Origin of the sequence: Paenibacillus wuxiensis (genome assembly GCF_040195695.1) — a bacterium.
In the GTDB taxonomy this organism is placed as follows: domain Bacteria; phylum Bacillota; class Bacilli; order Paenibacillales; family Paenibacillaceae; genus Paenibacillus_B; species Paenibacillus_B suaedae.
Genome location: NZ_JBEFZI010000008.1, coordinates 297,957 through 324,361 on the forward strand (window position 1 = coordinate 297,957; position 26,405 = coordinate 324,361).

At 43.2% G+C, this 26,405-nt stretch carries 25 protein-coding genes; 2 read left to right on the forward strand and 23 right to left on the reverse strand.

All coding sequences use genetic code 11. The features are described 5' to 3' along the window. Positions 1-105 precede the first annotated feature (105 nt). From ABN764_RS20150 to ABN764_RS20235, 18 genes are all read right to left on the reverse strand, one after another. Positions 106-675, reverse strand: a complete 570-nt coding sequence (locus tag ABN764_RS20150) for an SMI1/KNR4 family protein (protein ID WP_446672892.1) — start codon at positions 673-675, stop codon at positions 106-108. 314 nt (positions 676-989) lie between these two features. Further along, positions 990-1,850 (reverse strand): MurR/RpiR family transcriptional regulator, encoded by an 861-nt coding sequence (locus tag ABN764_RS20155; RefSeq protein WP_021252872.1) that lies wholly within the window; start codon positions 1,848-1,850, stop codon positions 990-992. A 132-nt stretch (positions 1,851-1,982) separates the two neighbouring features. Next, complete coding sequence (locus ABN764_RS20160; RefSeq protein ID WP_446672893.1) at positions 1,983-2,924, reverse strand: ROK family protein; 942 nt, start codon at positions 2,922-2,924, stop codon at positions 1,983-1,985. A gap of 47 nt (positions 2,925-2,971) precedes the next feature. Beyond that, on the reverse strand, positions 2,972-3,676 hold the full coding sequence (locus ABN764_RS20165) for an N-acetylmannosamine-6-phosphate 2-epimerase (RefSeq protein ID WP_446672894.1): 705 nt from the start codon (positions 3,674-3,676) through the stop codon (positions 2,972-2,974). A gap of 142 nt (positions 3,677-3,818) precedes the next feature. Next, a complete protein-coding gene (locus ABN764_RS20170; RefSeq protein ID WP_446672895.1) occupies positions 3,819-5,414 on the reverse strand; it encodes an FAD-dependent oxidoreductase in 1,596 nt (531 codons plus the stop codon). Between the two features lie 76 nt (positions 5,415-5,490). Then, entirely contained in the window at positions 5,491-7,029 is a 1,539-nt protein-coding gene (locus ABN764_RS20175; RefSeq protein WP_446672896.1) for a DUF4127 family protein, read from the reverse strand. Between the two features lie 15 nt (positions 7,030-7,044). Then, positions 7,045-7,875, reverse strand: a complete 831-nt coding sequence (locus ABN764_RS20180; RefSeq protein ID WP_065292848.1) for a carbohydrate ABC transporter permease — start codon at positions 7,873-7,875, stop codon at positions 7,045-7,047. 12 nt (positions 7,876-7,887) lie between these two features. After that, a complete protein-coding gene (locus ABN764_RS20185; RefSeq protein ID WP_446672897.1) occupies positions 7,888-8,793 on the reverse strand; it encodes a carbohydrate ABC transporter permease in 906 nt (301 codons plus the stop codon). Positions 8,794-8,877: 84 nt separating this feature from the next. After that, the gene (locus ABN764_RS20190; protein ID WP_268624950.1) at positions 8,878-10,182 is read right to left on the reverse strand and encodes an ABC transporter substrate-binding protein; all 1,305 of its coding nucleotides are present in this window, start codon (positions 10,180-10,182) and stop codon (positions 8,878-8,880) included. A gap of 373 nt (positions 10,183-10,555) precedes the next feature. Beyond that, complete coding sequence (locus tag ABN764_RS20195) at positions 10,556-13,891, reverse strand: family 10 glycosylhydrolase (protein ID WP_446672898.1); 3,336 nt, start codon at positions 13,889-13,891, stop codon at positions 10,556-10,558. Between the two features lie 347 nt (positions 13,892-14,238). After that, on the reverse strand, positions 14,239-14,742 hold the full coding sequence (locus ABN764_RS20200; protein ID WP_268624948.1) for an SMI1/KNR4 family protein: 504 nt from the start codon (positions 14,740-14,742) through the stop codon (positions 14,239-14,241). A gap of 83 nt (positions 14,743-14,825) precedes the next feature. Continuing rightward, positions 14,826-15,560: a leucine-rich repeat domain-containing protein gene (locus tag ABN764_RS20205; protein WP_268624947.1), complete on the reverse strand. Its 735-nt coding sequence runs from the start codon at positions 15,558-15,560 to the stop codon at positions 14,826-14,828. Between the two features lie 105 nt (positions 15,561-15,665). After that, a complete protein-coding gene (locus tag ABN764_RS20210; RefSeq protein WP_446672899.1) occupies positions 15,666-16,520 on the reverse strand; it encodes a hypothetical protein in 855 nt (284 codons plus the stop codon). 53 nt (positions 16,521-16,573) lie between these two features. Further along, positions 16,574-16,975 carry a DUF2750 domain-containing protein gene (locus ABN764_RS20215; protein WP_446672900.1) on the reverse strand — a complete coding sequence of 134 codons (402 nt, stop codon included), beginning with the start codon at positions 16,973-16,975 and terminating at the stop codon, positions 16,574-16,576. Between the two features lie 46 nt (positions 16,976-17,021). Then, the gene (locus tag ABN764_RS20220) at positions 17,022-17,480 is read right to left on the reverse strand and encodes an Imm44 family immunity protein (RefSeq protein ID WP_446672901.1); all 459 of its coding nucleotides are present in this window, start codon (positions 17,478-17,480) and stop codon (positions 17,022-17,024) included. Positions 17,481-17,518: 38 nt separating this feature from the next. Beyond that, positions 17,519-18,067: a DUF6630 family protein gene (locus tag ABN764_RS20225; protein WP_446672902.1), complete on the reverse strand. Its 549-nt coding sequence runs from the start codon at positions 18,065-18,067 to the stop codon at positions 17,519-17,521. 35 nt (positions 18,068-18,102) lie between these two features. Continuing rightward, positions 18,103-18,957 carry a hypothetical protein gene (locus ABN764_RS20230; RefSeq protein ID WP_446672903.1) on the reverse strand — a complete coding sequence of 285 codons (855 nt, stop codon included), beginning with the start codon at positions 18,955-18,957 and terminating at the stop codon, positions 18,103-18,105. A 182-nt stretch (positions 18,958-19,139) separates the two neighbouring features. Next, entirely contained in the window at positions 19,140-19,877 is a 738-nt protein-coding gene (locus tag ABN764_RS20235) for an intradiol ring-cleavage dioxygenase (RefSeq protein WP_090513406.1), read from the reverse strand. A 253-nt stretch (positions 19,878-20,130) separates the two neighbouring features. Here ABN764_RS20235 and ABN764_RS20240 point away from each other — a divergent pair, with 253 nt between their 5' ends. After that, positions 20,131-20,418, forward strand: coding sequence for a hypothetical protein (locus ABN764_RS20240; RefSeq protein WP_446672904.1), 288 nt, complete (start codon positions 20,131-20,133; stop codon positions 20,416-20,418). Between the two features lie 70 nt (positions 20,419-20,488). Here ABN764_RS20240 and ABN764_RS20245 read toward each other — a convergent pair whose 3' ends face one another. The 5 genes from ABN764_RS20245 to ABN764_RS20265 all read right to left on the reverse strand — a co-directional run bounded on the left by ABN764_RS20245 (position 20,489) and on the right by ABN764_RS20265 (position 25,208). Continuing rightward, positions 20,489-21,337 (reverse strand): GIY-YIG nuclease family protein, encoded by an 849-nt coding sequence (locus ABN764_RS20245; protein ID WP_446672905.1) that lies wholly within the window; start codon positions 21,335-21,337, stop codon positions 20,489-20,491. Positions 21,338-21,389: 52 nt separating this feature from the next. Then, a complete protein-coding gene (locus ABN764_RS20250) occupies positions 21,390-22,022 on the reverse strand; it encodes a hypothetical protein (RefSeq protein ID WP_446672906.1) in 633 nt (210 codons plus the stop codon). A 205-nt stretch (positions 22,023-22,227) separates the two neighbouring features. Further along, positions 22,228-23,448 (reverse strand): amidohydrolase, encoded by a 1,221-nt coding sequence (locus ABN764_RS20255; protein ID WP_446672907.1) that lies wholly within the window; start codon positions 23,446-23,448, stop codon positions 22,228-22,230. Positions 23,449-23,484: 36 nt separating this feature from the next. Continuing rightward, positions 23,485-24,708, reverse strand: a complete 1,224-nt coding sequence (locus tag ABN764_RS20260; protein ID WP_446672958.1) for an amidohydrolase — start codon at positions 24,706-24,708, stop codon at positions 23,485-23,487. A gap of 35 nt (positions 24,709-24,743) precedes the next feature. Next, positions 24,744-25,208: a nucleoside deaminase gene (locus ABN764_RS20265; protein WP_446672908.1), complete on the reverse strand. Its 465-nt coding sequence runs from the start codon at positions 25,206-25,208 to the stop codon at positions 24,744-24,746. Between the two features lie 199 nt (positions 25,209-25,407). Here ABN764_RS20265 and ABN764_RS20270 point away from each other — a divergent pair, with 199 nt between their 5' ends. Continuing rightward, entirely contained in the window at positions 25,408-26,322 is a 915-nt protein-coding gene (locus ABN764_RS20270; RefSeq protein ID WP_315746919.1) for a LysR family transcriptional regulator, read from the forward strand. Positions 26,323-26,405: the final 83 nt, after the last annotated feature.

The window sequence follows — 26,405 nt, forward strand, 5'->3', positions numbered from 1 at the left end:
GTAATCGCCCTCTCACGTCCTAAGCCTGTATATAATCAAAGATCATGGCCAACCGTCCATAGGGCTGCTAATAGGCAACCCTATGGGTTGAATTCTTTGTCATGCTTAAAGTTTTAAATAGCGGAAATCAAAATCAATACCCTCGCCATCCAACAAGTTTCTTTTATACTCTATTTCTTCCTTAGAACTATCAAAAGTAACTTCTGCATACAATTTTTGAATTTCAATTATCTCATTTAATAAATAGTCATTGAAATCTTTATATACTTTAGCCCTTTTAATCGGATCATGAGAAAATAAATAAATCTCCCCAGTATCCCTTTTAAAGCAAATAGGATCATTGCTAGGACTTTCAGCAAAAACAATATATTTATCTGTTTCATCTTGTTGAAAATACAATGATACAAATTCCCATATAGAATTTGTCAATGCTTCCCACTCATCCATTTTCTTAAGGTTGTACATGAAATCAGAGCTTTCTATACCACCGAAATGTAAGAAATAATCTTTCGTTTGTGAGGGAATTATCCAATCTAGATATTGCTCTGTCTTTTGAAAATTTTCAGTTTCTAATGAAATCACTTCTACATCCTGATCCTCAAGAAAGCATGTCAGGTTTTCAATCCAATTGTCTTCCCCTATTTGTCTAATTGGTAATATGGGCTCTCTATTCATCTTCATACATCCTCCTTTAATGATAAGATTCTCTCGTCTCTTGGCCGGGTTCATTGTCTGCAGCGCTGCTTCTCACCATACTTCGACATTAATCGAGTTAAATCCTACCAGAAAGGGAGTTTAGCAGCATGTCATAGCAGATGCAATTGCCGGCGCCGTGCAGAGCTGATACGCAACCGTGCCACTAAGGACCGGATACACCAACGTTGCCTTCAATGCCTAATATTTGGCCATAGAATGACAAAAAGCTCACCATACGATGGAGAGCTTTCTCATTTTATCGACTAATATAATTGAAATTAATGATGTAATCATTAATACAGTTTCTCTGAGATTGATTTTGCCGTTATCTCGCGGTATTTCATAGCTTCATCCTTAATTTTTAAAGAAACCCCGACATTCAAAATATCAATAACAGCTAGCTGAGATATCTTTGCAGCAAGTGAGCTTCCTTGTAATGGATTTTCTCTAGCAACCATTAACAGTTCGATATCTGCCAGTTTGGTTATAGGGGAACGCGCATTACTGGTCATAACGACTATTTTGGCGCCCGCTTTCTTGGCTAGGCTTAAGTTCTCCAGCGTATCTTTGGTGCTTCCCGAAATGGATATCCCAACAGCTACATCTCCTGGATGCATTAATGCAGCTGTCATGGCCTGAAAGTGTGTATCTGTCTTAGCGAAGCTCTGCTTGCCAATCCTGGTGAAGCTATGCGCGGCCTGTAACGCCGTCAATCCTGAAGATCCGACTCCAAAAAAGTGAATATGATTAGCTGCAGTCAATAGATCAATGGTCTTCTCCAACTGATCTGAACTAATAAGTTCCGAGGTTTGTTCCAGCGTCTCAATATGCATAGATATAACCTTACGGTTTAAAGTCGCTGCATCATCCTCTTCCGTAACTTCATTATATAAGCGATCGGAAGGCTTAACCATATCTTGTGCCAGTGATAATTTAAAATCCTGAAAGCCCTGGAATTTCAGTTTCCGGCAGAGACGAATCACCGTCGTCTCACCGACGTCCGCTCTCTCTGCAAGTTCAGTCACCGAATGATAAATGATATCCTGAGCGTTTTCCAGAATAAAATTTGCAACTTTTTGTTCTGTTTTGGTTAATCCATTAAAATGACTTCTTATGGATAACAACGTCTTTCCCATCCCCTGCTCGTTAGACAAATCCATTCTCCTTTCAGGTTGCCTAACAAATAATGAACCTGTAGACTAACCTACTATCTAGGATATACACAAATTCCTTCAAAAGGCAAATTAGTATGCTATAACAAGCTACATTACAATGTAAATTTAATCTTAAATAAAATAACCCGCTACAGCCCCTACTACACCTCCATTATCTCCTAAAGAAGCCGAGACTACCTCAATTTCCCGAATCCTCTCTCTATAAACAGGAAGCAGCTGGCGCAACAGACTTTCACGAACCGGATTAAGTAAAAAATCGCCTTGCCGAGTAATGGCCCCTCCAATGACAATCCCCTCTGGATTACATGTATGGACCATATTAGCCAGACCAGCAGCAATATACTGAGTATATCTGCTCAGCACGTGAATAGATGCTTCGTTTCCTTCCTGCGCAGATGCGAATAGACTTTCCGCGGTACTAATCCCTTCTAGCTCTGTCCCAGCTTCTTCTGCCATTCTCATCAATCCTGTAACAGAAGCATACTGTTCCCAACAGCCTCTTCTTCCGCAATTGCATGGATAACCACTGTACTCAATAACATGATGGCCGATTTCTCCCGCAAACCCATCCCGTCCTTGATACGGCCTATGATTAATAATCAGGCAACCGCCCACTCCCGTTCCCAAGGTAACACAGATGAAGTCGCTCCATTGTCTGCCAGACCCTACCCACGCCTCGCCGAATGCCATGGCATTCGCATCGTTATCGATCAATACAGACAAACCTATCATGGAATGCAGCCGATTTCCAAGCTCCATTCCGGCCCATCCCGGCAAATTAGCTGTGGCCCCCATTACAACGCCTGTCCGACTATTCACTTGACCAGCAGTCCCTATGCCGACACCTTTTACCTTCCATCCTTGACTGCTTGAATACCTTTCTAATTCCTTCGTAATTTCGGCAATTCGATTTATCAGTGCTTCCCCACCTTCATTTGCCTTCGTCGGACAATTCAAATGGTGAATGACCACTCCCTCCGCATTTACAATCCCCGACTTTATGTTTGTTCCACCGATATCTAGACCTATAGCTACCTCCCCAGTATGTCCCATCCATAGAACCTCCTCGCTTAAAGGCTGCTGCAACAAAATAATAGAGACTACATTTCAGGAACGTTATGATATTGATGTATAGCATCCGTATATTTCTTAGTAATCAATTGCGGCCTGGTAATGGCTCCGCCAATTACAACGGCGTAAGCTCCGGCCCGAAGACACGCAACAGTCTGTTCAGGACTTTGAATTCTCCCTTCAGCTAATACGGGAACGCTAACCTTTTGATTTAAATCAGCAACTAATTGAATATCTGGTTCCTCGCTCTGCGGGCTGTAGGCTGTATAACCAGATAGCGTAGTAGAAATAAGATCAAAACCCAGTCTATCTGACTCTACTCCTTCTGCTACAGAAGATACATCTGCCATTAATAGTACTTGGTGCTTCTCCCTTATTTCTTTAACCAAATCCGCAAGACAAACATTGCCCGGCCTATTGCGCATTGTAGCATCCATAGCGACAATATCGGCTCCAGCAGCGATTATACCTTCAACCTCTGTTAAGGTAGGAGTTATGTAAACGTCAGAACCGGTATACTCCTTCTTCCATAAGCCGATAATCGGCAAATTCGTCACCTTTTTTATCGCTCTAATATCTTGAGGCGTATTCGCCCTGATCCCTACCGCCTTGCCCATTTCAGCCGCTAGAGCAAAGCGGGCCATATAATCACTTCCGTAGAATGGTTCTTCCTCAAGAGCTTGACAGGAAACAATAAGTCCGCCTTTTAAAGTTTGAATCATTGAATCTACCATAGTGCCCACCTCCATAAATAAACTGTTCATTGAGTAATAGGTAGCTCATAATATGTACTCTTTCATTTCCTTAGAATCAGTAACAGCCACCCCTTATTATCAATAGAGTGGCTGTCTGCTGAGTTTTTCTACTCTATCGTTGTTATAGAACCAGATCGTCCGGCCAGTGGATTTGGATCCCTTGTCTTTGAATCAGCGCTTGATAGGCCTGAAGATGCTCCGAATTGGCGTGAACCTCATGCGGCGTCACTTGATTCTGCAGCGCATAGGCCGCTAAATAACCGACCGATTCCCCAATGTTCCATTCTGTCGGGTGGAGGCGGTAGCATCCGTTCGTGATCTGAGTGGTGCCGATATTTTTACATGCGGGAAGCAAATTCTTGACCCGGATCGGCAGTAACGCACCAAGCGGAATCTCATACGGATAGTTCGGAATATAGAACGTCCGGTTCGTGACGGTCGTCAGATGAACATCCAGATGATAGCTGCCTACACCGACGCTATCATCGTAACGGCGAATTCCTTGTTCCCCGCGGATTTCCTTACTAACATCCTGCTCCGTAATGGTATACATCGCTTGAATCCGGCGCGACTCGCGAATATACGGGTACTTCGCCATTCCGTCCTCTGTACCCAGTACATCCGTACGCAGCCGGATGCCTGGATACCCTCGCCCTCCATCCGGACGAGGCGTCTCGGTCTGGAGCCAGTAGATCAGTGAGAGGCTTAACTGTCTAGCACTCGCCAGATGCTCCTCCCGTTCTGCTTCAGGAACGTCAATAATTGAACCCAGAAAATAATCGTTCTGCGGCCAATTGATCAAGGTGATATCACTCTCATATAGCCCAGGCTCAAATAAAGCCGGGTCGATGACACGACGATACGTCCACAGCGACAGTAGCTCCCGTCCAGAAGCGTCCTTGCGTTCACCTGGAAATAGGGCGAACTCCTTCATTTTCTCCGCGTCATCCGTATCGTTCGCATACCAGCTTAATAGCGGAATATTCGTATGCTTCGGTACGAACTTGCGCCAGAAATCATATTGCTCAGGCGTCTCAATCGTGAAATCGCCACCCTCTACATAATCGAGGGCAAACACATGGGTGATCGACTGCACATCGAGCGGATTTGCCTCTTCCAGCGCATGCGGCTCCCCTGTCTCATGCCTGGACTCCGCACCTATTACATATTCAACCCCCGCTAACGGCAGTATGTCTCCACATTCCGTAGCATCGAGGAAATATGATCCCCTTAGTACAACTTCTTCACCTGAGCTTATATGTGTAACGGTTACACTCTCTATCTGATCCTCGTTCACTGAGGCTGCAGTTGGTCTGAAATGATACAATACCGTGATACGGCCGCTGTTCACATACGGGGCCAACATATCCTCGATGACGCGCAGCGCCACCTTCGGCTCATGGCATAAGCGGCTTACCCAACCGTTGCCGGGATTAAACAGTTCATTATTCTTCGCTTCCTCTGACATTGGATAGTTCTCTCGATAATAAGCACGCACCCGGTCTCGAAACTCGCGATACGTCTCTGTGCAGCCGAATTCCTCGATCCACCGATGTTCATCCGGCGGAACCGCCTGACTTGTCAGCTGACCGCCGAGCCAATCCGTCTCCTCTGTCATGATTACACGCACGCCCATTTTGGCTGCAGCCAATGCGGCCATGCATCCGCCCAACCCGCCGCCTAGGACGGCGACGTCTGTCATTCGCTCGTTATGCATCTCTCGCTGGCTCCTTCTCCGGCGCTTCCAGCATCCACCTGAGCTGTTCATGCGCCTTTTCTGTTATTTGCGTACTTTATTGTCCTTGCTTCGTATCACGGACATGGGTCTTCAATCCGACCTCAAACATCCGACTCCAAGGCATATAGCAATCGTCGATCACAATCTCATAATTATTCTCTGGACTATACAAGTGCTGCTCGATGAACCGAGTCAATCCAGCTCTGACCTGCTCGGCGATTTGTCCCCGCTGTCCGTCGATCGAGAAATAATTGTATCCCGTACCAGGCAGCACTCGATCGCTTACATCCCTGCGTACGAAGGCACAATAGCCCCCATCCTCGACATAGCGCAGTGACAGGAAATCGCGATGCTGCGGCGTATTGCCATTCACGGCATAGATCATACCTTGAGCAATGCAAGTTCCGAGCGTGTTGCCACTTGTATTCCAGCCTGCATAACCGGCCAATTCGAACAATAGCTTCTTATCGCGAAGCAGCTGCAGCAGTTCAAGATCTGCTCCGTTGGCATAGGCTACATCGGCGATAACACAAGGCTTGCCGAGACGATGAACAATATCATCAGCCATCTCTACCAGTTCAACTAGATTCCGGTATACCTGATACCCTAAAGATGGCTGCCCTTGATCATTCGACTCCATCATGCTCTCGCCGGGTGAATTGATGCATAGGGCCATATCGGCTTCTGCCAGGGAAGGCGACATTAGTCCTCCGGCCGCCATAATCTGATATTTGACCGATTCATAGAGTACGCGGTCTTCATACAGAGGTATCACTAACGGCCCTTGCACACTGGCAAAATGAACATGCACCCGTGGCTTGCGACGCTCAAAATGATTGATCATGCGGGCAAGTAGTGTACACCCCACTTCGTCGGCCCCGGGATACATATAGACGGACAGCTGCTGCTGACACTTCTTGACATGCTCGCGAACGTGCTGCTGATCCACCGCAGTCAGGCCATAAGGAGCCGAGTCATCCTGTGGGATGATCATGAAATCGACGGCCCCGTCCTGCACCAGTTCGATTGCTCTCTTATTCGCTGTTAAATTAACAGCACGGCGCTCTGTGTAGTCCTGCCACATGGATTCAGGCAAAACGCCCTCAATCTGCTGCAATTCATGTTGCTCTTCTTCTGTCGCGATGCCCAGCTCCAACCGGTGGCGGATATATCCGCGCCGGAAAATCTCCCTGCCCCAATTCTCGTAATAATCCGGTTCTTCATCACTGCTGGAATAGCGCGGGCAGCGCATAATGAGCTGATAAGCAAATACATGCAAAGCCGGGTTGATCCGCTTCAATTGACGGAGCTTCTCCAATTGCTCCCCGCATTGTTCCTCCGTCATCTCATGCAGCCGCGAGGGGATGATTCCTCCGTATAGCAATGTGTCCAAGGCCACAATCGCTCCGTCTGCATCGCGCGCCTGCTCGAATAGCCAGGCCCATAGCTGTTCGATGTCTCCAGGGCGCTTCTTCAGCCCCATCATGCTCAAATCCGGACGAACGACATAATAATCCGTTCCCGCGGCAAGAAGTGCCGGAAATTCGTAATTGCACGGACGCTCGTCCAGCGGAATATATATAATTTTTCTCATGTGAGTCGTGTCCTCCTATCCTTTAACTGCTCCGGATACACCTTCCATGTAATATTTCTGGGTGCACAGGAACACGATGATAATCGGTATAACCGAAATAACGGTTCCGGCGGCAATCCAGCCAAAATTATAGGAAAATTGGCCATTTAAAAAGCTGAGCGCGGACGCGATTGGATACTGCTTCGTATCATTAAGTACAATCATCGGCCAGAGGAAGCTATTCCACATCCCCATGAACTCCAATAGACCAATAACGGCGATCGCCGGCTTCACAATTGGCAGCGCCAATTGCAGCCAAATACGAAATTCGCTGGCACCGTCCACTTTGCCGGAATCGCGCAGCTCATGCGGCATGCCCATAAACGCCTGTCTCATTAGGAATACGTTGAACACGGTAACCGCTGAAGGAAGCACGACTGCAAGAAACCCGCCCATCAAGCCTAGTGCTTTTACCGTCAAATAGTTAACTACCATGCCGGCTGCAGCGGGAATAATCATCGTCGCTATCAGTAGTGTAAAGATTAGATCCCGGCCTTTGAAACGGAATACGGCAAGCGGATAGGCTGTAAGACAAGAAAAGAAGATGTTCATTACAACGCCCATCAGCGCAATGATAACGGTATTCATTAGGTATCTTGGAAAGTCCATGTAATTCCACACTTGGACGTAATTATCAAAGTCGATAAATGTCGGGAAGATCGCCGGCGGAGAGCTGAACACATTCTTGCCAGGCATGAGCGACACACTTAATATCCATAGGAATGGTCCCATCATAAAAATGGCAAACAGAATCAAGGCTCCATACAACAATAATAATTTCACTAATCGAAGTGGTTTTTTTCTCATATCATGCATCCATTAATATGGATTGACACCACCCTTCCGGTTGAATCTGAAGATGACGATACTAAGCGCACCAATCATGACGCTGACAATTAAGCCAAGTGCCGAAGAGTAGCCGAAATTAAATTGCTGGAAACCCTGCTGATAAATATACAAGCTCGATGTTAAGGTAGCATCCCCTGGTCCACCCATCGTCAGGATGAACACTTCATCGAACACACGGATTGCCGCCATTAGTGAAATAAGCGTGCAGAAAAAGACATACGGCCTCAACAGCGGAATTGTAATTTTACGAATCGTCTGCGCCCGGCTCGCGCCATCAATCATCGCAGCCTCTGTCAGATCCTTCGGAACGGATTGCAATCCGGCCAAATAAATCATCATATAGTAGCCAAGGCCCTTCCACATCGTAATGAACATCAGTGTCCACAGTGCTGTATCTTTGTCGGACAGCCAGGTAATTTTCTCTTTCATTAACCCTACATTGGACAGCACATAGTTTATGACCCCATTCTGGTTGAGCAGCCAGCCCCAAATAAGCGCTACCGCGACCATAGAAGTAACTACGGGGATGTAATAAGCCGTACGAAATAATTTAATGCCTTTGACATTGCTGTTGACTAGAATCGCCATAAGTATAGATATAATCTGAATAAATGGTACAACAATGACGTATAGCAATGAGTTGAGCAGTGACGTGATGAAGCTCTTATCCTGCAACGCCTTAACGAAGTTATCCAAGCCAACAAACTCGGTCTTGCCTATGACGGAGTAATTCGTCAGCGCCAGCGGTACGCTATAAATAATCGGCCAGAAGACAAATAGGGCCAGTAGAATCAAACCCGGTGTCATGAAGAGCCAAGCCACTGCCGCTTCTGACTTGCCGAATCTAGCAAAGAAGGATGTCTTTTTCTTTTTCATGATAGTACTCCTCCACCACCTTTATTAAAGATAGTTCTATATATAAGAGAATCGGGCAGGACAAGCCTGCCCAATTTGAAGTATTTAGTTGCCCAAGATTTTGTTAACATCGCTCTCTGCCGTAGTCAATGTCTTCTTCACGTCAGCACCGTTCAAATAAATTTCCTGCAATGCTTTGGTGATGGTCTGATTAACGTCTTTAGCACTCTCAACGCCGATGTAGAAATCCTCAGCTTTATCAAGGCTGACTGCAGATACGGTCTTAGCCACCCCTTCTAGAGTTCCGTCATTCTCCGAGAAGAATGGATCTTTGGCACTCTCTACCGTGGAAGGCAATGTATTAGCGATCTTGGAGAATTCCACCTGATTGGCCGCATTCGTGACGAATACAGCGAAGTCAACCGCTTCTTTCTTATGAGATGTTGCCGAAGGCACGACGATGTTCATCGTGTTGGAATAGCGGATGCCCGCTTTGCCAACCGGACTTGGAACGGCAAGCATTTTGTTGTATACATCCGGCGCGGCTGTCTTGATCTTGTTAATAAATGGCGAGCTGGATAAAGACATGGCTACTTGCTCACTCGCGAAGTATTGCACTTGTTTATCGTAGTTGATAATGTCTTTTGGAATGACGCCGTCTTTTAACAGTTGTACATTCTCATTGACATACGCTTCCACTTCCGGTGTATTAAAAGCTGCCTTCTTATAATCCTCAGTCAGGAACGGCAGGTTCTCTTCTAACAGAGTCCGTGCTTCCATCGTGAATATGTAGCCGTAGGCGCCGGTTTTCTCTTTGATCTTGCGACCCCATTCGTTCAATTCCTGTTTCGTCTTCGGCGGATTGTCCGGATTCAGTCCAGCTTTCACCACCAGATCCTTATTCATGAATAGGACAGGCAATCCAGTGTACCAAGGGAGTGCGAACGCTTTGCCGTTCATTTCTGTTGAGGAGTAGATTCCTTGGAAATATGCTGCCTTCTGGTCCGCTGTCAGCTCTTGGTTGAAGTCAACCAATGCATCCTTGGTTCCCATCTGATTGGCCAGCTCCGTATTAAGGTTCACCACATCTGGCGCATTACCGCCAGCAATATTCGTCATGAGCTTGTTCAGTACAGCATCGTAAGGGTAGTCCTTCCAATCTATCTTGACATTCGGATTCTTCGCTTCATAATCCGCAATCAATTTGTTGAAGTAATCATTGAAGGTCGGCTGCAATGAGATTGTCCAGAATTCTACCGTGACTTGTTCCGCGGGCTTCTCGCTATTGTTGTTTCCACTTGAAGCAGCCCCCTTGTTGCTCGATGAATCCGAACCACAAGCCGCCAATAACCCCACCATCATCATTGATGCCAATAGTAATGAAATCAACTTTCTACCTTTGAAACTCATGCCACAACACCCTCTCTTCTTTATAAACTCTCTCTCAAAGCTAGGAGAAGAAATGACTATAAGTCCGAAAACGGTAGCGCTTACAAAAAAGCCTTATTATTCTACGCTATATCTGTAATTGCTCCAATCCATGAGTTGTTTCGGAATAAGAGTCGTTCCTGCCACCTTTTCCCTTCTTGCATGTTCATTGTAGCACGCATTAAACAATTTCTCCACTATTTTTAGAATAATTGGAGATTATATTCTTCATGTGCTGATATAGCACTCGGTTTTACAAAAACTAAAAAATTCGGGGTGCCAAAATCGATCTGCGACACCCCGTGAATTCATTAGAAATTGATGAAGCCTAAATATTGCAGTTTCGACTCTGTCGTTATTCTTCGTAGTTCCCTCTATCATTACCAGCGCGCTGAATCGTCACCGTGTAGTTTTTCATTCGTCCATCTTCGGACATCACTTGTAACGTAACCAGATTCGAACCCACTTGAAGTGGTACGGGAATGACCGCATCATTTTCAATATGCTTGCCACCCACGGAAATAACTGAATTCTGATTCCTTGTACTCGCCGTAATATTTAGCTCCGTAACTGAATGCCCGACCTTTACCTTGTAATCATACGTCGATGGTGTGAAGGAAGGTGTTACCTTCATTACCTTCTTCCCCGAGCTCACCGTCAATTTACTTAATTGCGTTTTCGCTGTTTTGGAGAAATAGATGTCTATCATTCTGCTTCCATAGTCCAAATCACGCTTCATTCGATTCTTTACTTCTTTATGAATCGAGCTGCTTGCTAGAAGTTTGCTTATGCTGTCGATCTTCTGTTTCACGTCACTTGCAGTCTCATCTGTCATAGTGGGATTCACGTGTAGATCTTTTACAGCGGATTCAAGTTTCTGTATTAGTTTCTTGCCATCCTTATGGCTCATCCCTTGGAAAGGAACGTAAATCTCATTGATTTTACGGATCATTTCTTCCATCACGGTCGCTAGAGGCTTGGTCGTATCATATTGAGGCAAAATTGCCTTATTACGATACAACCCAATCTTCAGCACCTTGTCATACTTATAATTAAATAGTCCTTCGTATTCAAATAATGCGGCTCCAGCTCCATCATTCTTTGTCGCTTCGGTAATTTGATCCACAACAGCCGATGTAGGATTGCCTTGGAATGTGTCTAGACCCGATGAGACGAATGCATTGTCTCCCGCTAATGCCATCGAGTTTCTCAAGTCCGTTACCGTTAATTCCGAACCTGGTGCATAAGACATATGGAACAAGTGATCGATCAAATTATGATCCAACCAGTATTTCGCTTCTTGTGCGTGCGATTTCGGCGCTTCCTCATAGTTTGGCCATACCGCAGTTGTAATTTGTAGGTTTGGTTTGATCTGATGCGCCTCGTTAACTACCCGAACGACCCAGGTATTGATCATGTCCGCACGGAATTGCAGCCACTCATCCCAGTAACGATCTCCTGGATGAAGGTCAAGCGGATCAACGCCGTATTTCTCGCTGAACAAATCGCGGGTATACATGTCGTAACCAAAATCATTCGTGTAATCTCCGGATCCTGGATACCTCGCATAATCCAAATGCAGCGAAGCTATGTCATATTTCGTGACGAGTTCATCGTATACAGAAGCAACGAAATCTCTAGCTTGCGGGAGTGCTGGATTAAGCCAATACCACTTGGCATTGTGACTGCCTTCTTCATAATCAATACCTTTTCTGCTTTTCATAAGCCAATCGGGATGATTCACCACAACCGGCCCGCCGACAAAGAAATTCTCCACCCAGGCATGAATTTCAATCCCCTGTTTTTTGCCTTCCTCAATAAATGCTCCAAGTACATCGAAGCCTTCATACAAAGGATTTAATTCGGTATCTGGCAAAGACGTTGGCCAAGTGGTATATCCATTCCACCACGTTTCTAGATAGATGGCATTAATACCGGTCTCTTTGATTTTCTTCACATGATCTCGAACCTGCTCCACGTTCTTTTCCTTCGGCCTCATCCAGAGACCTCGAGTCTGTACTTTCGGAGATTCAAAATTCATGTAACTTGCTTCCGTAACTTTCTGATCCAAGTCATTCAGTAGATCCATCAACCCGTTGGTACCGCTTTCATTTAAGCGCTGTTTGACCAACTCATAAACGCCCTTCGCTTCTACAATCTTCTGTTCAATATCGGCATAAGGCACATCCATAAATTGATTCTTAGATAACTGGAGCGCCTTCTCTGCGCTATCGATACTTATCGAGGCTTTATCTAAGTAAGATTCCGGCGTAAAAATAACCAACACTTCTTTTTTAACAAAATCCAGACTCAATTTGGCTCCGACCAGTGCATTGTTCTTTAACCATGTGTTTTTAACCCCATGACCGGATAATACATAGCCGCCTTCAGGAATTTTACTGTTGTTCCCGCCATTGTTCGTCACATATCCGTCCGCATTAACAATCACTTCATTGCCCCATGGGTTCGTGCCAGTCTCCGTGCCATAATTACGATCATAGACGATCAACTGATTCGATCCACGAAATCCTGGATAAGGCACATTGCCAACATTGTCCCAGCCTCCGGGATTATCTTCTTTTACTTTCGGATTAAATGCATCAAACGAAGTTCTAGCCGCTTGGTAAATTAAACTATCCGTCACGAGCTCAACCTCTGCGCCGATACGAACTTGACCCGCTAGTTGGTTATAGAATGGACTTGTCGATTGAATCGACAGTACATATCCATCCGCTGGAATGGAGGAGTTGTTATCAAGGTAAGCCCCTGTGTTGGGATCGTATACAATTGCCACAACGTTGGCTACCTTATTGCCAACGACTGTAAGCTCCATTCCCCAAGCATTCTGATTGGTGGTTGCGCCATAAGTAGGCTGGTACAACACCACTTCTCCCGCTCCACGCGGCCCATTTATTTTATCAATGCCTACCGCAATACCATTCACTTTCAAATACTTGCTAGGCAGAATAGGAATATCTACGTTAATCGCTTGTACGGACTGTCCCACCTCCAAATTCAAAGATGACGCAGCGTTGCCAGAAGCCGAAATGACATAACCGTTCGCAGGAATGTAGGTGCCGCTCTGACCATGAACACCATATGTGCTTTTCACGACCGACACATCATTGGTGATGATATATTGAACGGTATCTTCAGAGAATGGTCTTGTCATCTCACCAAAATGACGTGTATAGACGGCAATGGTGTTCGCCGGTTGATCCTGATCAACAGCGTCGATTGGTATGGTGCCCTGCTCTGTGATGAGCTTCGGACCTCCGACTACCGGTGCAGGCAACGTGTAGCCAACAATCTCAACCGGGTCTCCCGGACTCATATTGTCTTTAATCCACTGTTCACTCGATCCGTGACCAAACAGTACAAAACCATTCGTCGGTATTTGTACAGCACCTTCACGATAAGTGACGTCCGTAACACTGTAAGTGCCTTCATGGTAGTCCACGACTGCAGCAGCCGCATAAGGGTTCGAATCTGTAAGCTTACTACTATTTTCTCGGGTAAATAGAATCATTTCATCTGAAGCTCCGATGGCTCGATTCACTGCTGTAATGCTGATGGTATTGCCATTTGCAGCTTTCGCCGTGATAGCTTCATTGGCCAACACAGTCAACGTCGTCCCTGAAAAAATGAGAGCAAAACATAAGATGAAAGACAGCGTATTCTTTAATCTCATTTTCAAACCTCCCCATGGGTTCATGAAAAAACAGCTTCCCAAGCACTCCATCTTATGTACAACTAATCTCATCTATAAATCTATTTTTATGCCGAGTTTTCTACAAGCATCACCTCCAACAATCGTTATAGGGTATTCCTCTTGATCATAACAGACAACTCACATTCAAGGAAGGATATTTCCTCTTATTTTATAAACAATATTAAATTATTCCTCCATTTTATTTTTGCTTTATATGAACTGAATCCATCCCTCCCGTAAAATGGAAGCCGAAACGCAAAACGAGCCTTAGAAGCGATGCTAAAGGCTCGTTTTTGTGCAGACTTTATTGTTGATGTTTTTTACAGTTACCTGCCATCATAAGCATCCCCATACGACTCGAAATTGTCAGCCAACCAAAACCAATTTTCACCTTTACTAGCGTATAAATGCTCTAACAGCTCCGTAAAGCTTTTAGCAATAATCTGACTATCCCCTGGTGTTGCATGGGTTTCCAAAAAACTATCATAGCAATAGCCTAAATGAGAATCGCTTAAGTCAATGCTAATGTACTGGTTTATTTGTTCAGATTCAGCAATAAGATACCACTCATTACTAATATCTCCTTCGAGTTCCTCCCAAATAACATCATCCACTGGGTAAAGCCTCTTACTAGTTGGAATAAACTCATTTGAAGAAACTATTTTTATCCCATAGGGCTTATCTGAGAACATTTGCAAGGAATCATAATGGCTAAAGAAATAATTCAAATCTTCTGGAAGAGCGAATTCATTTGTGAAATCTGTAGTCCGCTTCACAAGTCTGCAATTACTATCCTGTTCAATTTTCTGAATAATCTCTATTATCTTCATAATTACTCCTTTAATCTCAAATTTACTTGCATGTTGTATATGTATCGCTCCATGTACATCAGTTCTTCACTTCTGTTCTTTTCCTATTCGAAGTCTTGTTTGTTCAGCAAATTTGGAAAACTGGCTGTAATGGTTTCCTTCATTCCCTTTGTGTGTCGCGGCAATAGATGAAGTTTCCTTATATTTTTCAATTTTAGAATAGGCGTAATATCTCGGCTCTTATTCTCTAATGCCAGCATCAATGATAAATACTCCAATTCCATTAATTCTCCAACAGGCTCAAAGCTTTTAACTGGCTTTCCCGTCCCACTCATTCGTCCATGATTAAGACTTAATTCCTTTATATTCGATAAAGTGGCAAGAGCCGTTAAATCGTACAAGTGATTCATACCATAGATATATAAGGTTTTCAGGTTCTGTAACCCTATCAGAAAATTCAAATCTTTTACTTGAGGCAAATTTGCCAGAATCAACACTTCTAAGCTATGTAAACATGACAAATTGGGGAGGTCCCCCATTTTTCCAGAGGAAATTTGCAAGTACTTTAAATTCGGCAATGTAGAAAATATTCGTAATCGTTCTTCATCTAGATCAGTAAGGTAAATCCCTTCTACCATTTGATTACCGACCAGCGAATCATAATTCACATATTGCTTCTTATATTTTTTCAGAGGCGTAAATAAGTCAACAATCCGTGTATCTTCTTCCAATGTAGCAAGATCAAAGTTCTCTACTCTCCGCGTCCCCTCCATAACGCCCAAATGAGCATAATAGGAGACAGGAGATTTCTCGTCCAGCAAATATCGCTCCCAGTTCATCTTGTTCGCTCACATCCTTCTCAAAGACGACCGTGCTGCATGAACACAGTCTCAGATTAAACTTCTGAAGAAATTTGATTCTTTGAATTTCACAATGAAATGCCTTTAACGTATCATTCGCTGCGAATCAGGCACTTTTTCATTTTGAATTACGAATTGCAATATCTCATCCTCATCAATTTTGTACCCTGGTTTATCCTTTGGAATTTCGGTCAGAGGTGTTTGAAGCAACGGATGCTCTATATTAGGGGTAGCTAGTCCCTCTTTTTCTCTAATGAATCGAATGCAATAATAATCGTAAGGAATACAGTCAAACGATAAAATTTCACATGATTTATCTGGCGTGTCGCTTAGACTATAGATGTGAAAATCACATAATTCATACAGATGCTCTCCAAAATGATTTGTATCGTTCCAACTGCTCATTAATTTGTGGTAGACATGATCTTCTAGTAAAATATCAAACAATTCAGGCATGTCTCCCGTTTTCCATTTGTGATATAGGCATGTCATAAAGACATGATGCGTATTATTCTCGGCATAAAAATCTCGATCTTTCGTGAACATATTCGTTGCATATTTGTAGGTTAGCTCTGCAATATCTTCATAACCCCACAATAAGGATAGCCCGATAAGCCCTCCTATTTGACTGTCCGATACACTTCCTCTACTAGGATTGCTTTTGATCAATTGAATCAGCCAAAAAAGTTGCTGCTCTAATAAAATCCATGCTGATGGTTCCCCATTTAGTATTCTATGTTTTGCATTCATTTCAAGGTGAACACCTATTCCCATTTTTAAGCGATCCGCTAAACGATTTCGTTCGTTTTTGTCAATTAAGTCCTTCATTTCATTCATTCTATTATCTCGTAATTCTTTCACTTCTTCGTCTGAGATTTCTCGTTTTTTGTACTCTTTCATTGCACGATCAAAGTACTTCCAATATTTATTAGTGCGCATTCTTTCACTTCCTTTCTTACTTAACTTGTAGCATTAGAAGTCGGGTAAATATATTATTCATATTGAGAACATTCATACAACAAATTATTTTTAAAATCATCCGCAGATACTCTCACAACGTCTGGATCTTCCGGAACTTTGAATACAACTATATGCGTTCCCTCTTCTGACAGGTTAGGCAATATCTCATCTAAGAGTATATCTAAACGTATTTTTTGTGCTTGACAGTTCTCCCATTCATCTTCTATGCATTTCATAGCATATTCTTTAAATGGCCAAATCGGCATAGACAGATTTCCCTCTTTATCTGAGGTTGTAACAAACCCATCCTTTAATTTCAAAGACCACGCCTCTTCCCAGTCTGCAATACGTTTTACGGAATAAATATATCGATCTCTAGCTGATCTTTTTATCATGGCTTTAAACTCTGGACTTGATTCAAATCCTTTACTCATCGTAAACTCCTCATTTCTTCTCTATTAAGCCAGCATCAAACTATCTTTATTTATCAAGATCTACAGACCAATCAATCTCTTCTTTAAACCAATTGTTCAATTTTGTTGAACCATTATCCATTTTCAATGGGATTTCTCTTGCCCACATTTTAATGTCATCTATGAACATCTCTTTATCAAGTCCTTCAAAGTTGTGTTTCTTTAGCGCAGTGTTTAGGAACTCTAAAAATAGATTTCCCAAATGATATCGTTGCTCTACTTTATACATTTTTTCATATTCTTCTACCTTGACTGCAATATCGATTGTCAGATAGTTATCTTTTTTCGTGTATCTAATAAATGACCTTCTTCCATAGGACTCAGGCAAGCATCTAAAGGCTATCCCGATCGAGACATCAACATGACCATATTTTGAGTTTATGTTAGATTCCAATGCACTACTTAATTCACTTGCTAAATCGCCAACTCTCGCACCTGCAGTATCTGAGACTATTGAAAAATCCATGCAGCGCTCCTCCTACTCAGAAATGATTCCTTTCTTTTTCAGGAACAAAAGCCATTCATCTTAGTTACGTCTTCATCCTCTACTTCAAAAGAATCTTGAATTCTGTAACCTGCTTTTTGTGCCAACTCCTTAATTTCATTAATGTCAGTTGATGGAACCGTGATTAGAACGTAACAGTCACTTTCGATATCCAAACATGCCAACGAGATACCCTTTTCCCTTAGCCTTTTGGAAATTTCATTTAAACACTGAGATGTTGGCAGTTCATCAAGTTCTCCATCCTCAAAATCTTCCCAGCTTATGCACGCCATTTCCTTTCTATCAAGCAATTCATCAACAATATCACATAGGTATAAACCTGATTCTTTCCAATCGATTTCAAATGCCAAATCATGTTCAAGAAGTGCGTCGACCAACGAAATCCATGCCAATTGATTAATCGGGCTATCGATCCCTCTTTCATCCAGACGATCTTTGAACTTCTCGAAATAGGCCTCTGGATTTTCTAAAGCTAATGAAACCTCTGAGAAAATTTGTTCTTCCACATCACATGCAAGCCTTTGCACAAGCAACAACATTGCATTCATATCACTCACTCCTTTTCTACCTAACAGTTGAAGGTTTAACGTATGATGCGCTGCGAATCAGGTACTTTTTCATTTTGAATGACGAATTGCAAAATCTCATCCTCATCAAGTTTGTACCCTGGTTTATCCTTTGGAATTGCAGCCAGAGGCGTTTGAAGCAACGGATGTTCTATATTAGGGGTAGCTAGTCCCTCTTTTTCTCTTATGAATTGAATGCAATAATAATCGTAAGGAATACAGTCAAACGATAATATTTCACTTAATTTATGTGGCGTGTCGCTTAGACTATAAATGTGAAAATCACATAATTCATATAGGTGCTCTCCAAAATGATTTGTATCGTTCCAACTGCGCATTAACTTTTGATAGACATGATCTTCCGGTAAAATATCAAACAATTCAGGCATTTCTCCCGTTTTCCATTTGTGATATAGGCAGGTCATAAAAACATGATGGGTCTTATTTTCCGCATAAAAATCTCGATCTTTCGTGAACATATTCGTTGCATATTTGTAGGTTAACTCTGCAATATCTTCATAGCCCCACAATAAGGAAAGCCCGATAAGCCCACCTATTTGTCTGTCAGATACACTTCCTCTACTTGGATTGCTTTTGATCATTTGTATCAACCAAAAAAGTTGCTGCTCTAATAAAATCCATGCTGATGATTCCCCGTTTAGTATTCTATGTTTTGCATTCATTTCAAGGTGAACGCCTATTCCCATTTTTAAGCGATCGGCTAAACGGTTTCGTTCGTTTTTGTCAATTAAGTCCTTCATTTCATTCAGTCGAGCATCTCGTAATTCTTTCACTTCTTCATCTGAGATTACACGTTTTTTGTACTCTTTCATCGCTCGATCAAAATACTTCCAATATTTATTGGTACGCATTCTTCCACTCCTTCACATTAAGAATATTGCCAATAGCTTTGTATGGGGTTCTCAATCGAACCTTACCGTCCTGCCCATCTTCTCACCATACTTCGACATTTATCGAGTTAAATCCTACCAAAAGTAGAGGGACAGCTGTGTTTAAAAACGTCAAAAGCCCGCCAAAAGGCAGGCTATCGTTCTTAATTGGATTTTGGCGATGGCATCAACGTGTTACCGTAGTCTACTCCGATGGTTAACGTCCCCATATAATATCTCTCTCCCCATTTCGTAAACTTAGGCCACCCTCCTTGAACCCCATGAGACAGCGTAAGAACGAAATCATTTTCGTTGATGTAGGGACTGAGCTGTCTTGAATTGTATGGTGGCAAGGATTCAATTTCATAGGTAAGCTCTTGAGGGAAAAATAATTGCGTTGTTAATATTTCTTTTAAACCATCAATTATTTTGATGTGAATATGAGGCGTTCTAAGATGATACCAAGCAGGAATTATGGTCAGAAACTCAACCATGCCATTCACGTCTGTAAACTGGCGCCCACGTAGAAATGTTTTATGGTCTGTCGGTGTGGCAGTTTGTCCTGGAGCGAAGCTACTATTTTCGTACCCTGAAAATCCTGAATAAACACCACAGGCGTTACTATTCCAAATATCAACGGCCAATCCACAGATGGGTCTGCATCCCTTAACATCAACCACTCTTAATCGAAGTAAGAGGTCAACCCCATATTGGTCTTCTCGAACATCTTTTCGAATCATGGAGTTCTTCAGATAAAAGGGCCCTTCACTCGTGGAACTCGTAAGTAGACATCTATCTGTATCTTCGAAACTATAGCTTACAATACAAAATTCGTTATACTGCTGTTTCAGGATATTTTTCTTGACCCATTGATTACACGGATTGTTCATATCACGGAACATACATGCGGTTCTCCTTTGGGTTTCTGATTATATCCTGAGCATATGCCTATATTCCGTAAAAAGTGCAATTTGTTTAGGAAACCACAACATGAAGCTTCGACTAACACCAAAATGTATTTTCAAATTTCAAACCTTTAGAAACATATGATTATCTATAGCGTTTATATATACAGAACAATACGAACTTGGAAGAGGTGAAATTATGAAGAAATTAGACGGCCTCTAGCCCCACAAGGAGGGAAAATAGAGCCGAATGAGCAATAGTATGAAAAAATCACCCGTATGGACAGACCACCAAACACCTGGTACCCGCTGGAGCAAACGACAGGCAAGCAAAGCTGTACGCCGTTTTACAGATGATGTTCAAAACGGAAAACGGTACAGAAAGTTGTTCTGTTCCTGGGATATTTGCGACTACCGCTTTTATAAAACAAAGCAGCAGGCGATTCATGAATGGGAAAGATCCCGATGTCTGAGGGAACGACAATTGACTAAAGCAGAAGTTATAAAAGATTGGGAAAAGTTCTATAGAAGAAAATAAGCTCAAGCGTCGGTCTGGGAAGCCCGGCGCCTGAACTTCTATAAGGGATTATTGCTGTCGCTCGATCAATCTAATTCGAATTTAAACCAAAAGCGCGTGTCCCAAGTTTTAGCTTATACTTATTTTCAACATCGATCACTTCCTGCATCGTTAACGTCTTCGGAAGGGTCTGCAAGATCGTATACTGAAACTGATGATAGCGAGATGGATTTTGTGCTAAAAGCGCCATAAGTCTAACATTTCCACCACTAGGATTTCTAGCGTACTCCTTCCACCGCCCCAATATGCCATCCTTGCCATAGGCACTTCCTACATACTGTGATCCATCGACTAGGTCTACAATTAGATACACTCCTGCTACGTGGGATAACATATCGTGCCATATCCGATTGGAATGCGGATGTTCTATGATTTTCTTCATTTCATGATAACGAAGCATAATTTCATCATAGCCGTGAAAAGGCTTGGCAAAACCTTCTGGCCTAATTTCAAAGATAGGAATAGGTGCTCCTGCACTCAACCAACGATGCCATATCCGATTGGGATCATGAATGACAAGACGATCTATGTATTTCGCTAAAAATGAAACCTTACGCAAGGTGTAGTGATGTAAAGGTTGTGCTAGGAAATCAGGATATGGAAAATTATCAGGTACATCATGTTTTGCTTGATTAAATGGTGAGACTCCCTGTACTTGATAAGCCCCCATGAAGATAAATAAATTATCACTTTCACCGATAAATGACAGAATATAATCGCAATTCCGGAATACTTCTCTGCTCTGTAGCGATTGATAAAATTCAATGAGATCTAATTGCTTGAGTCTTTCCAAATCTACTTCGCCCGTTTTATGCTTTACTACCTTAACTCTTTTATTTCCCAGCATTCCCTTCCAGTTAACGAATTCAGTTAAATTCAACAGAATCCCCCCCTTATCGCGCTCTCTTTGCTCCATCATATCTTTTTGTTTGCTATACAATCTCGCTTAACCAAACATCTCCAACTCTAACATTATAGACAGTATCCTCACCGACACTTATTTTTACAGTTGCGCACTTATATGCTTTGTTTTTTATATCTTCAATATCCTTACCACTCCTAAATCCCAAACAAATATCTTCTTCTAGGCCAGAAAGCCAATAATCATCTGAATCTATAGCAAGTTCCCAGTTTAATTCTTGAAGACCAGGTATGTCCCCATACAAATGTAAGGGAAATGCCTTTTTATCGTTGCTTTTATCGAATGTATTATCGTAATAATGTAAACATTCACGAAAAGCGACAACAATTTGTGAATTAATAAAGTTCGGATTATAGAGCCAAATTTTTAGATAGAATGGTTCATTTAATCTTTTCATCTGCCCGAACCAAGATCGGTAAACTTCTATCATTGCCTCAAGTATTAAACGAGAATACCATATCGGAGGATTGCGTCTAGTAAACCGGTAAAAAGGGTCAATCCCCCACAACTTTACATAGTCTCTTTTGTTTTGACATAATTGTTCTATGTCTAAATCAATATGACGTTGTTTCCATTGTTCAATTTGCTTCATTCTACGCTTCCAACCACGAATTTTCTTTTTGTTTGAAAGTGGATTTGCCATATTATCTCCCTTTACATTCCGATTGTTCACTCTACATAAAAAATTCCACTCAAAAGTGAAAAACCCTTCCAGTCAAAGGAAGGGTCTGAGCATCGATACATTTTATTTATCTTTCCGTACCAACAGTGAAGAACACTCCAAACTACCTCACAAGCGAAGCGTGTTCACCATCGGAAGACTGCGCACACGCGATGCGTATTTCACATTACACTGAACCGGATACGATATTGCCCCGGAACATCGTAGCGACACGTTTCGAACTTCTTGCGATGGCTTCAGCCGAACAAGAAGCTTCGACTAGCACCATATTTGCATCGTCTCCGACTTTGGGCCATACTCTTTCGCCATTATCATTTAATGGTGTCTTGCCATCGGTAATAAATTGTAGCGTCCGGGCTAATGCCCGCTCATCGGACCATCCGTACATTTCCGCCAAACGACCAGCGCGTTTCAAAATATCCCCATCTCCAAAAGGCGACCACACGTCAAAAATATTATCGCATCCGACAGCAACCGTAACACCTTTCTGATGTAATAGACCGACTGGCGGAAACTTTCGGTTTATCGGTACGCTAGTAATAATGGAGACCCCTGCATCCGCCAGAAGCTCTCCCATGACTTCCGCTTGAGCTTGAGAAATATCCCCCAACCCAAAGGCATGGCTGACGGCAACCTTGCCTTGCAATCCTGCTTCTTTCGTTAGCTGGGCCAATCGTTTGATCGTAAACACACCAAGATGATCGGCGTCATGCAAGTGCAGGTCAATGCCCGCATTTCCTTCTACGGCTAGCTCCACCATTTCCTGCAAGGAGGCTTCTAGATCACCATCCACCGTGGCTGGATCGACACCACCTACGAAGCTTGCTCCTTGGCGAAGGGCTTCCCGAACCAACTGCTTCGACTTGGAACGCAATAAACCGTGCTGTGGAAAAGCAACGATTTCGTAGGTCAACTTCCCGTCAAATGTTTGCAATGCTCGCTTCACTTGTTCCAAATTCCCCAATCCAACCTCAGGATAAACATCGACATGTGTGCGCACATGCGTTACACCAGACTTCACATAAATATCGAGCAGCTGTTCCGCACGTTCTTGCGTCGTTGTTTCCAAAGAAGGAAGTACTTGCTTCTCGATGTCAAACCGTTCAAAAATATGGCTTGCAGGTGTTACCGCACGCCATCGATCACCAAGCAATGTTTTATCCAAGTGACAATGTTTTTCGATGAATGAAGGCAGCACCAGACGCCGTTTCGCATCTTCCTTAGGGAGTTCATCCTGAACGGGCTCAACCGCTGGGACGATCTTCGCCACTTTACCCTCCTGGATCAAGAGATGGTAGCATTCGGTTTCAGTACCCGTAATCTCACCGTTATTTTCCTGAAATCCCGTTTCCAACAGGACATTCGTTAACCAATAAGCAGTATTCAAAGAAGCTCATCCTTTCTACGTTCTATGATAAAAGCTCTAAAGTTCTCCGGCCGCCAGATTCCCCTGAAAGATAACCGCGACCCTTCTTGCTCTTCGTGCAACCGCTTCGGCTGAACAACTTGCATCAACGAGGACGAGGTCGGCAGCGTCTCCGATATTAGGCCAGATGCGTTGTCCGTCTGTATTTAAAGGTGTTACGCCGCCTGTAATATACCCCAGTGTTTGTCCAAGGGAACGTTCGTCCTTCAAGCCGAATCGTTCCGCTAATGTACCTGCTTTTTCAAGACTATCTCCTTTGCCAAAAGGAGACCAGTGATCCGTGATGCTGTCATCACCGAGGGAGATTTGCACACCCTTTTCGCTTAAAAGTGGAATCGGAATTGTTTTTCCAATCGGAACTGAAGATGTAATCGTAATCCGCTGATCAGCTAACAGGTCTGCAACTTGACCTGCCTCTTCCAGAGAAATATCGGCCAACGCCAGAGCATGGCTGATGTTGACTCTTCCTTGCCACCCGGCTTCCTCTGTTAACGCGGCCAATCGTTGAAAGGTAAAAATGCCAAGATGGCCTGGATCATGGATATGAAGATCTATACCCGCATCTGCTTCCACCGCAAGCTCCATGACCGTATACAGCGACTTCTCGATATTGCCGTCAATGGTTGCAGGGTCAACGCCGCCAACGAGAGCAGCACCGCTTCTCAATGCTTGTCTTACGAGAGAAACAGACTCACTGCGTAATAATCCATGCTGGGGAAACGCCACAATTTCAACCGAAGCTTTTCCTTTGTAAGCTTCTACGGCCTGAAGCGTGGCTTCCAAATTCCGCAATCCTATGAACGGATCGACATTACAATGGGTACGAATACGGGTCGAACCGGCATGGGTCAGCAATCCCAGCAAGTTCTCCGCTCTTTCCTTGGCAACAGGCAACAAGCGCGGGAGTAATTCCTCTTCTTCCTCCAGCCTTGTCAGAAGTCCTTTACGTGGAATCGTTGGCGCTTTCCATGGGCCACTGTAATATGTCTTATCAAGATGAATATGCATATCGCGGAAAGAAGGAAGCATGAGATATCCATTTGCATCCCGTATAGGCATATTTGTTTCTAAAGTTTGATCTGCGGGAACGATCTCGCTGATTTTCCCATCTACAATCTGTACATGAAAAAGCATGGTTTCTGTTCCTGTTACGGTGCCATTCTCATATTGATAGCCAGTTTCCAACCGCACATTCGTTAACCAGTAAGCATTGTCCGCCACTTCCGTCTCCTCCTTCGTTGTAACTGTTCGACTTATCAATGGTTTAATTCACTCCAGCGCTCATATACCTTAATCGCATCTTCGTCTTTATGCTGAACCATAGGCAATCTACGTTGCTCAATCGGTTTGGAGTATTCATCATAGAAAGTTTCCAATTCAAAATACTTCCGATTATCTTTATAAAAAGGAGCGTAATCTTCCCGTGTTGTAATATAAACCACTGATTTAGGACTGCAATAATAGAGAGCTCCCAGACACATTGGACATGGACTCGCAAGAATATAAATGTCACAATCAGTCAAATGCTCGGTTTGCAGTTTTCTACATGCTTCTCTGATGGCAAGCACCTCTGCATGAGCTGTCGGATCATTGGTTTGTGCTACAAGATTCGGACTCTCCGCAATGATTTCTCCATCTCTAACAATCACAGTGGCAAAGGGTCTGCCACCTTCTTCAACATTGGTAAGAGCCAGTTGTATCGTACGTTTGACAAAATCCACAATAATCACCTCATGTCGCATAATCCATTTCCAAACCAGCCCGTAAGACAAGCATTACAAGCAGCAAGAGACGAGACGTCGCTCGGTCTCCTTTAACGTTCTTTAGAAATATGCTAACATGAAGGCGATCAAACGAAAAATATATAATAAATAAGTTATATATATGTTTTACATATATGAGGAAGGAGTCTATGCAGCGATGGATATCAGACAGCTTCGCTATTTTATTGCGATTGTGGAGGAAAGAAGCATATCAGCCGCAGCGAGAAGACTTCATATTTCTCAACCGCCATTAAGCCAACAATTGAGAGCAATGGAAGAGGAACTCGGCGCAGTATTGTTGGAGAGAAACGGGAAACACATGGAAGTAACGGATGCAGGCAAGACCTTATATTCCTATGCCTTGCAAATGGATCAATTAATGCAAGAAGCTAAGATGGAAGTGAGTGAGGTTGAAAATGGGGTAAACGGCCAATTGACGATAGGTGTAAATACGTTTTCGGTTCCTGATTTGCCTGAAATCCTCCATCAATTTCAAAAGCACTATCCAAAGGTAACGTACAAAATCCAACAAAATGAGTCCGCTCATCTGTGTCAGTTAGTCCGGGATCGGGCTGTCGAATTAGCATTCATACGCTTACCGCTTGAATTGGACGATTTCTCAGTTCTTCACCTGTATACCGAACCGTTTTATTTGATTACATCCCAGAAACAGAAACGGTTTGAACATGAAGTAACGCTTGCAGACATGGCTAACGAGCGGCTCTTATTGCCAAGCACGCAGGGATTAGGTGTACACTATTTAATCTTGGAGGCATACTCAAGGCTTGATATGCATCCCCCTGTTGTCGGTGAATGTTCCGATATAGCCCTGTTGATGGAGTTGGTTTCCACTGACTTTTGTTCGTCGATCGTTCCAGAAACATTGCTTCATCGGCATAAAGGATTTTCGATTCATGCATATAAAATTTCTTCTACAGTTGGAATGTCCTCTCCGCTGGGGCTAATATGGCTAAAGAATCACCGTTTATCCAACACGGCCCGGAATTTTATCGATTTGTTCAAAAAAGAAGGAAGGTATCTTCAGCATCATGCGCATAAAGAAACGGATTGATTGAATGGATTGATTCAAGTCCTATTGTGAAGTTCATTTTTATGGCATGTGGAAATAAAAAAAGACCCTCGGATCATGACGAT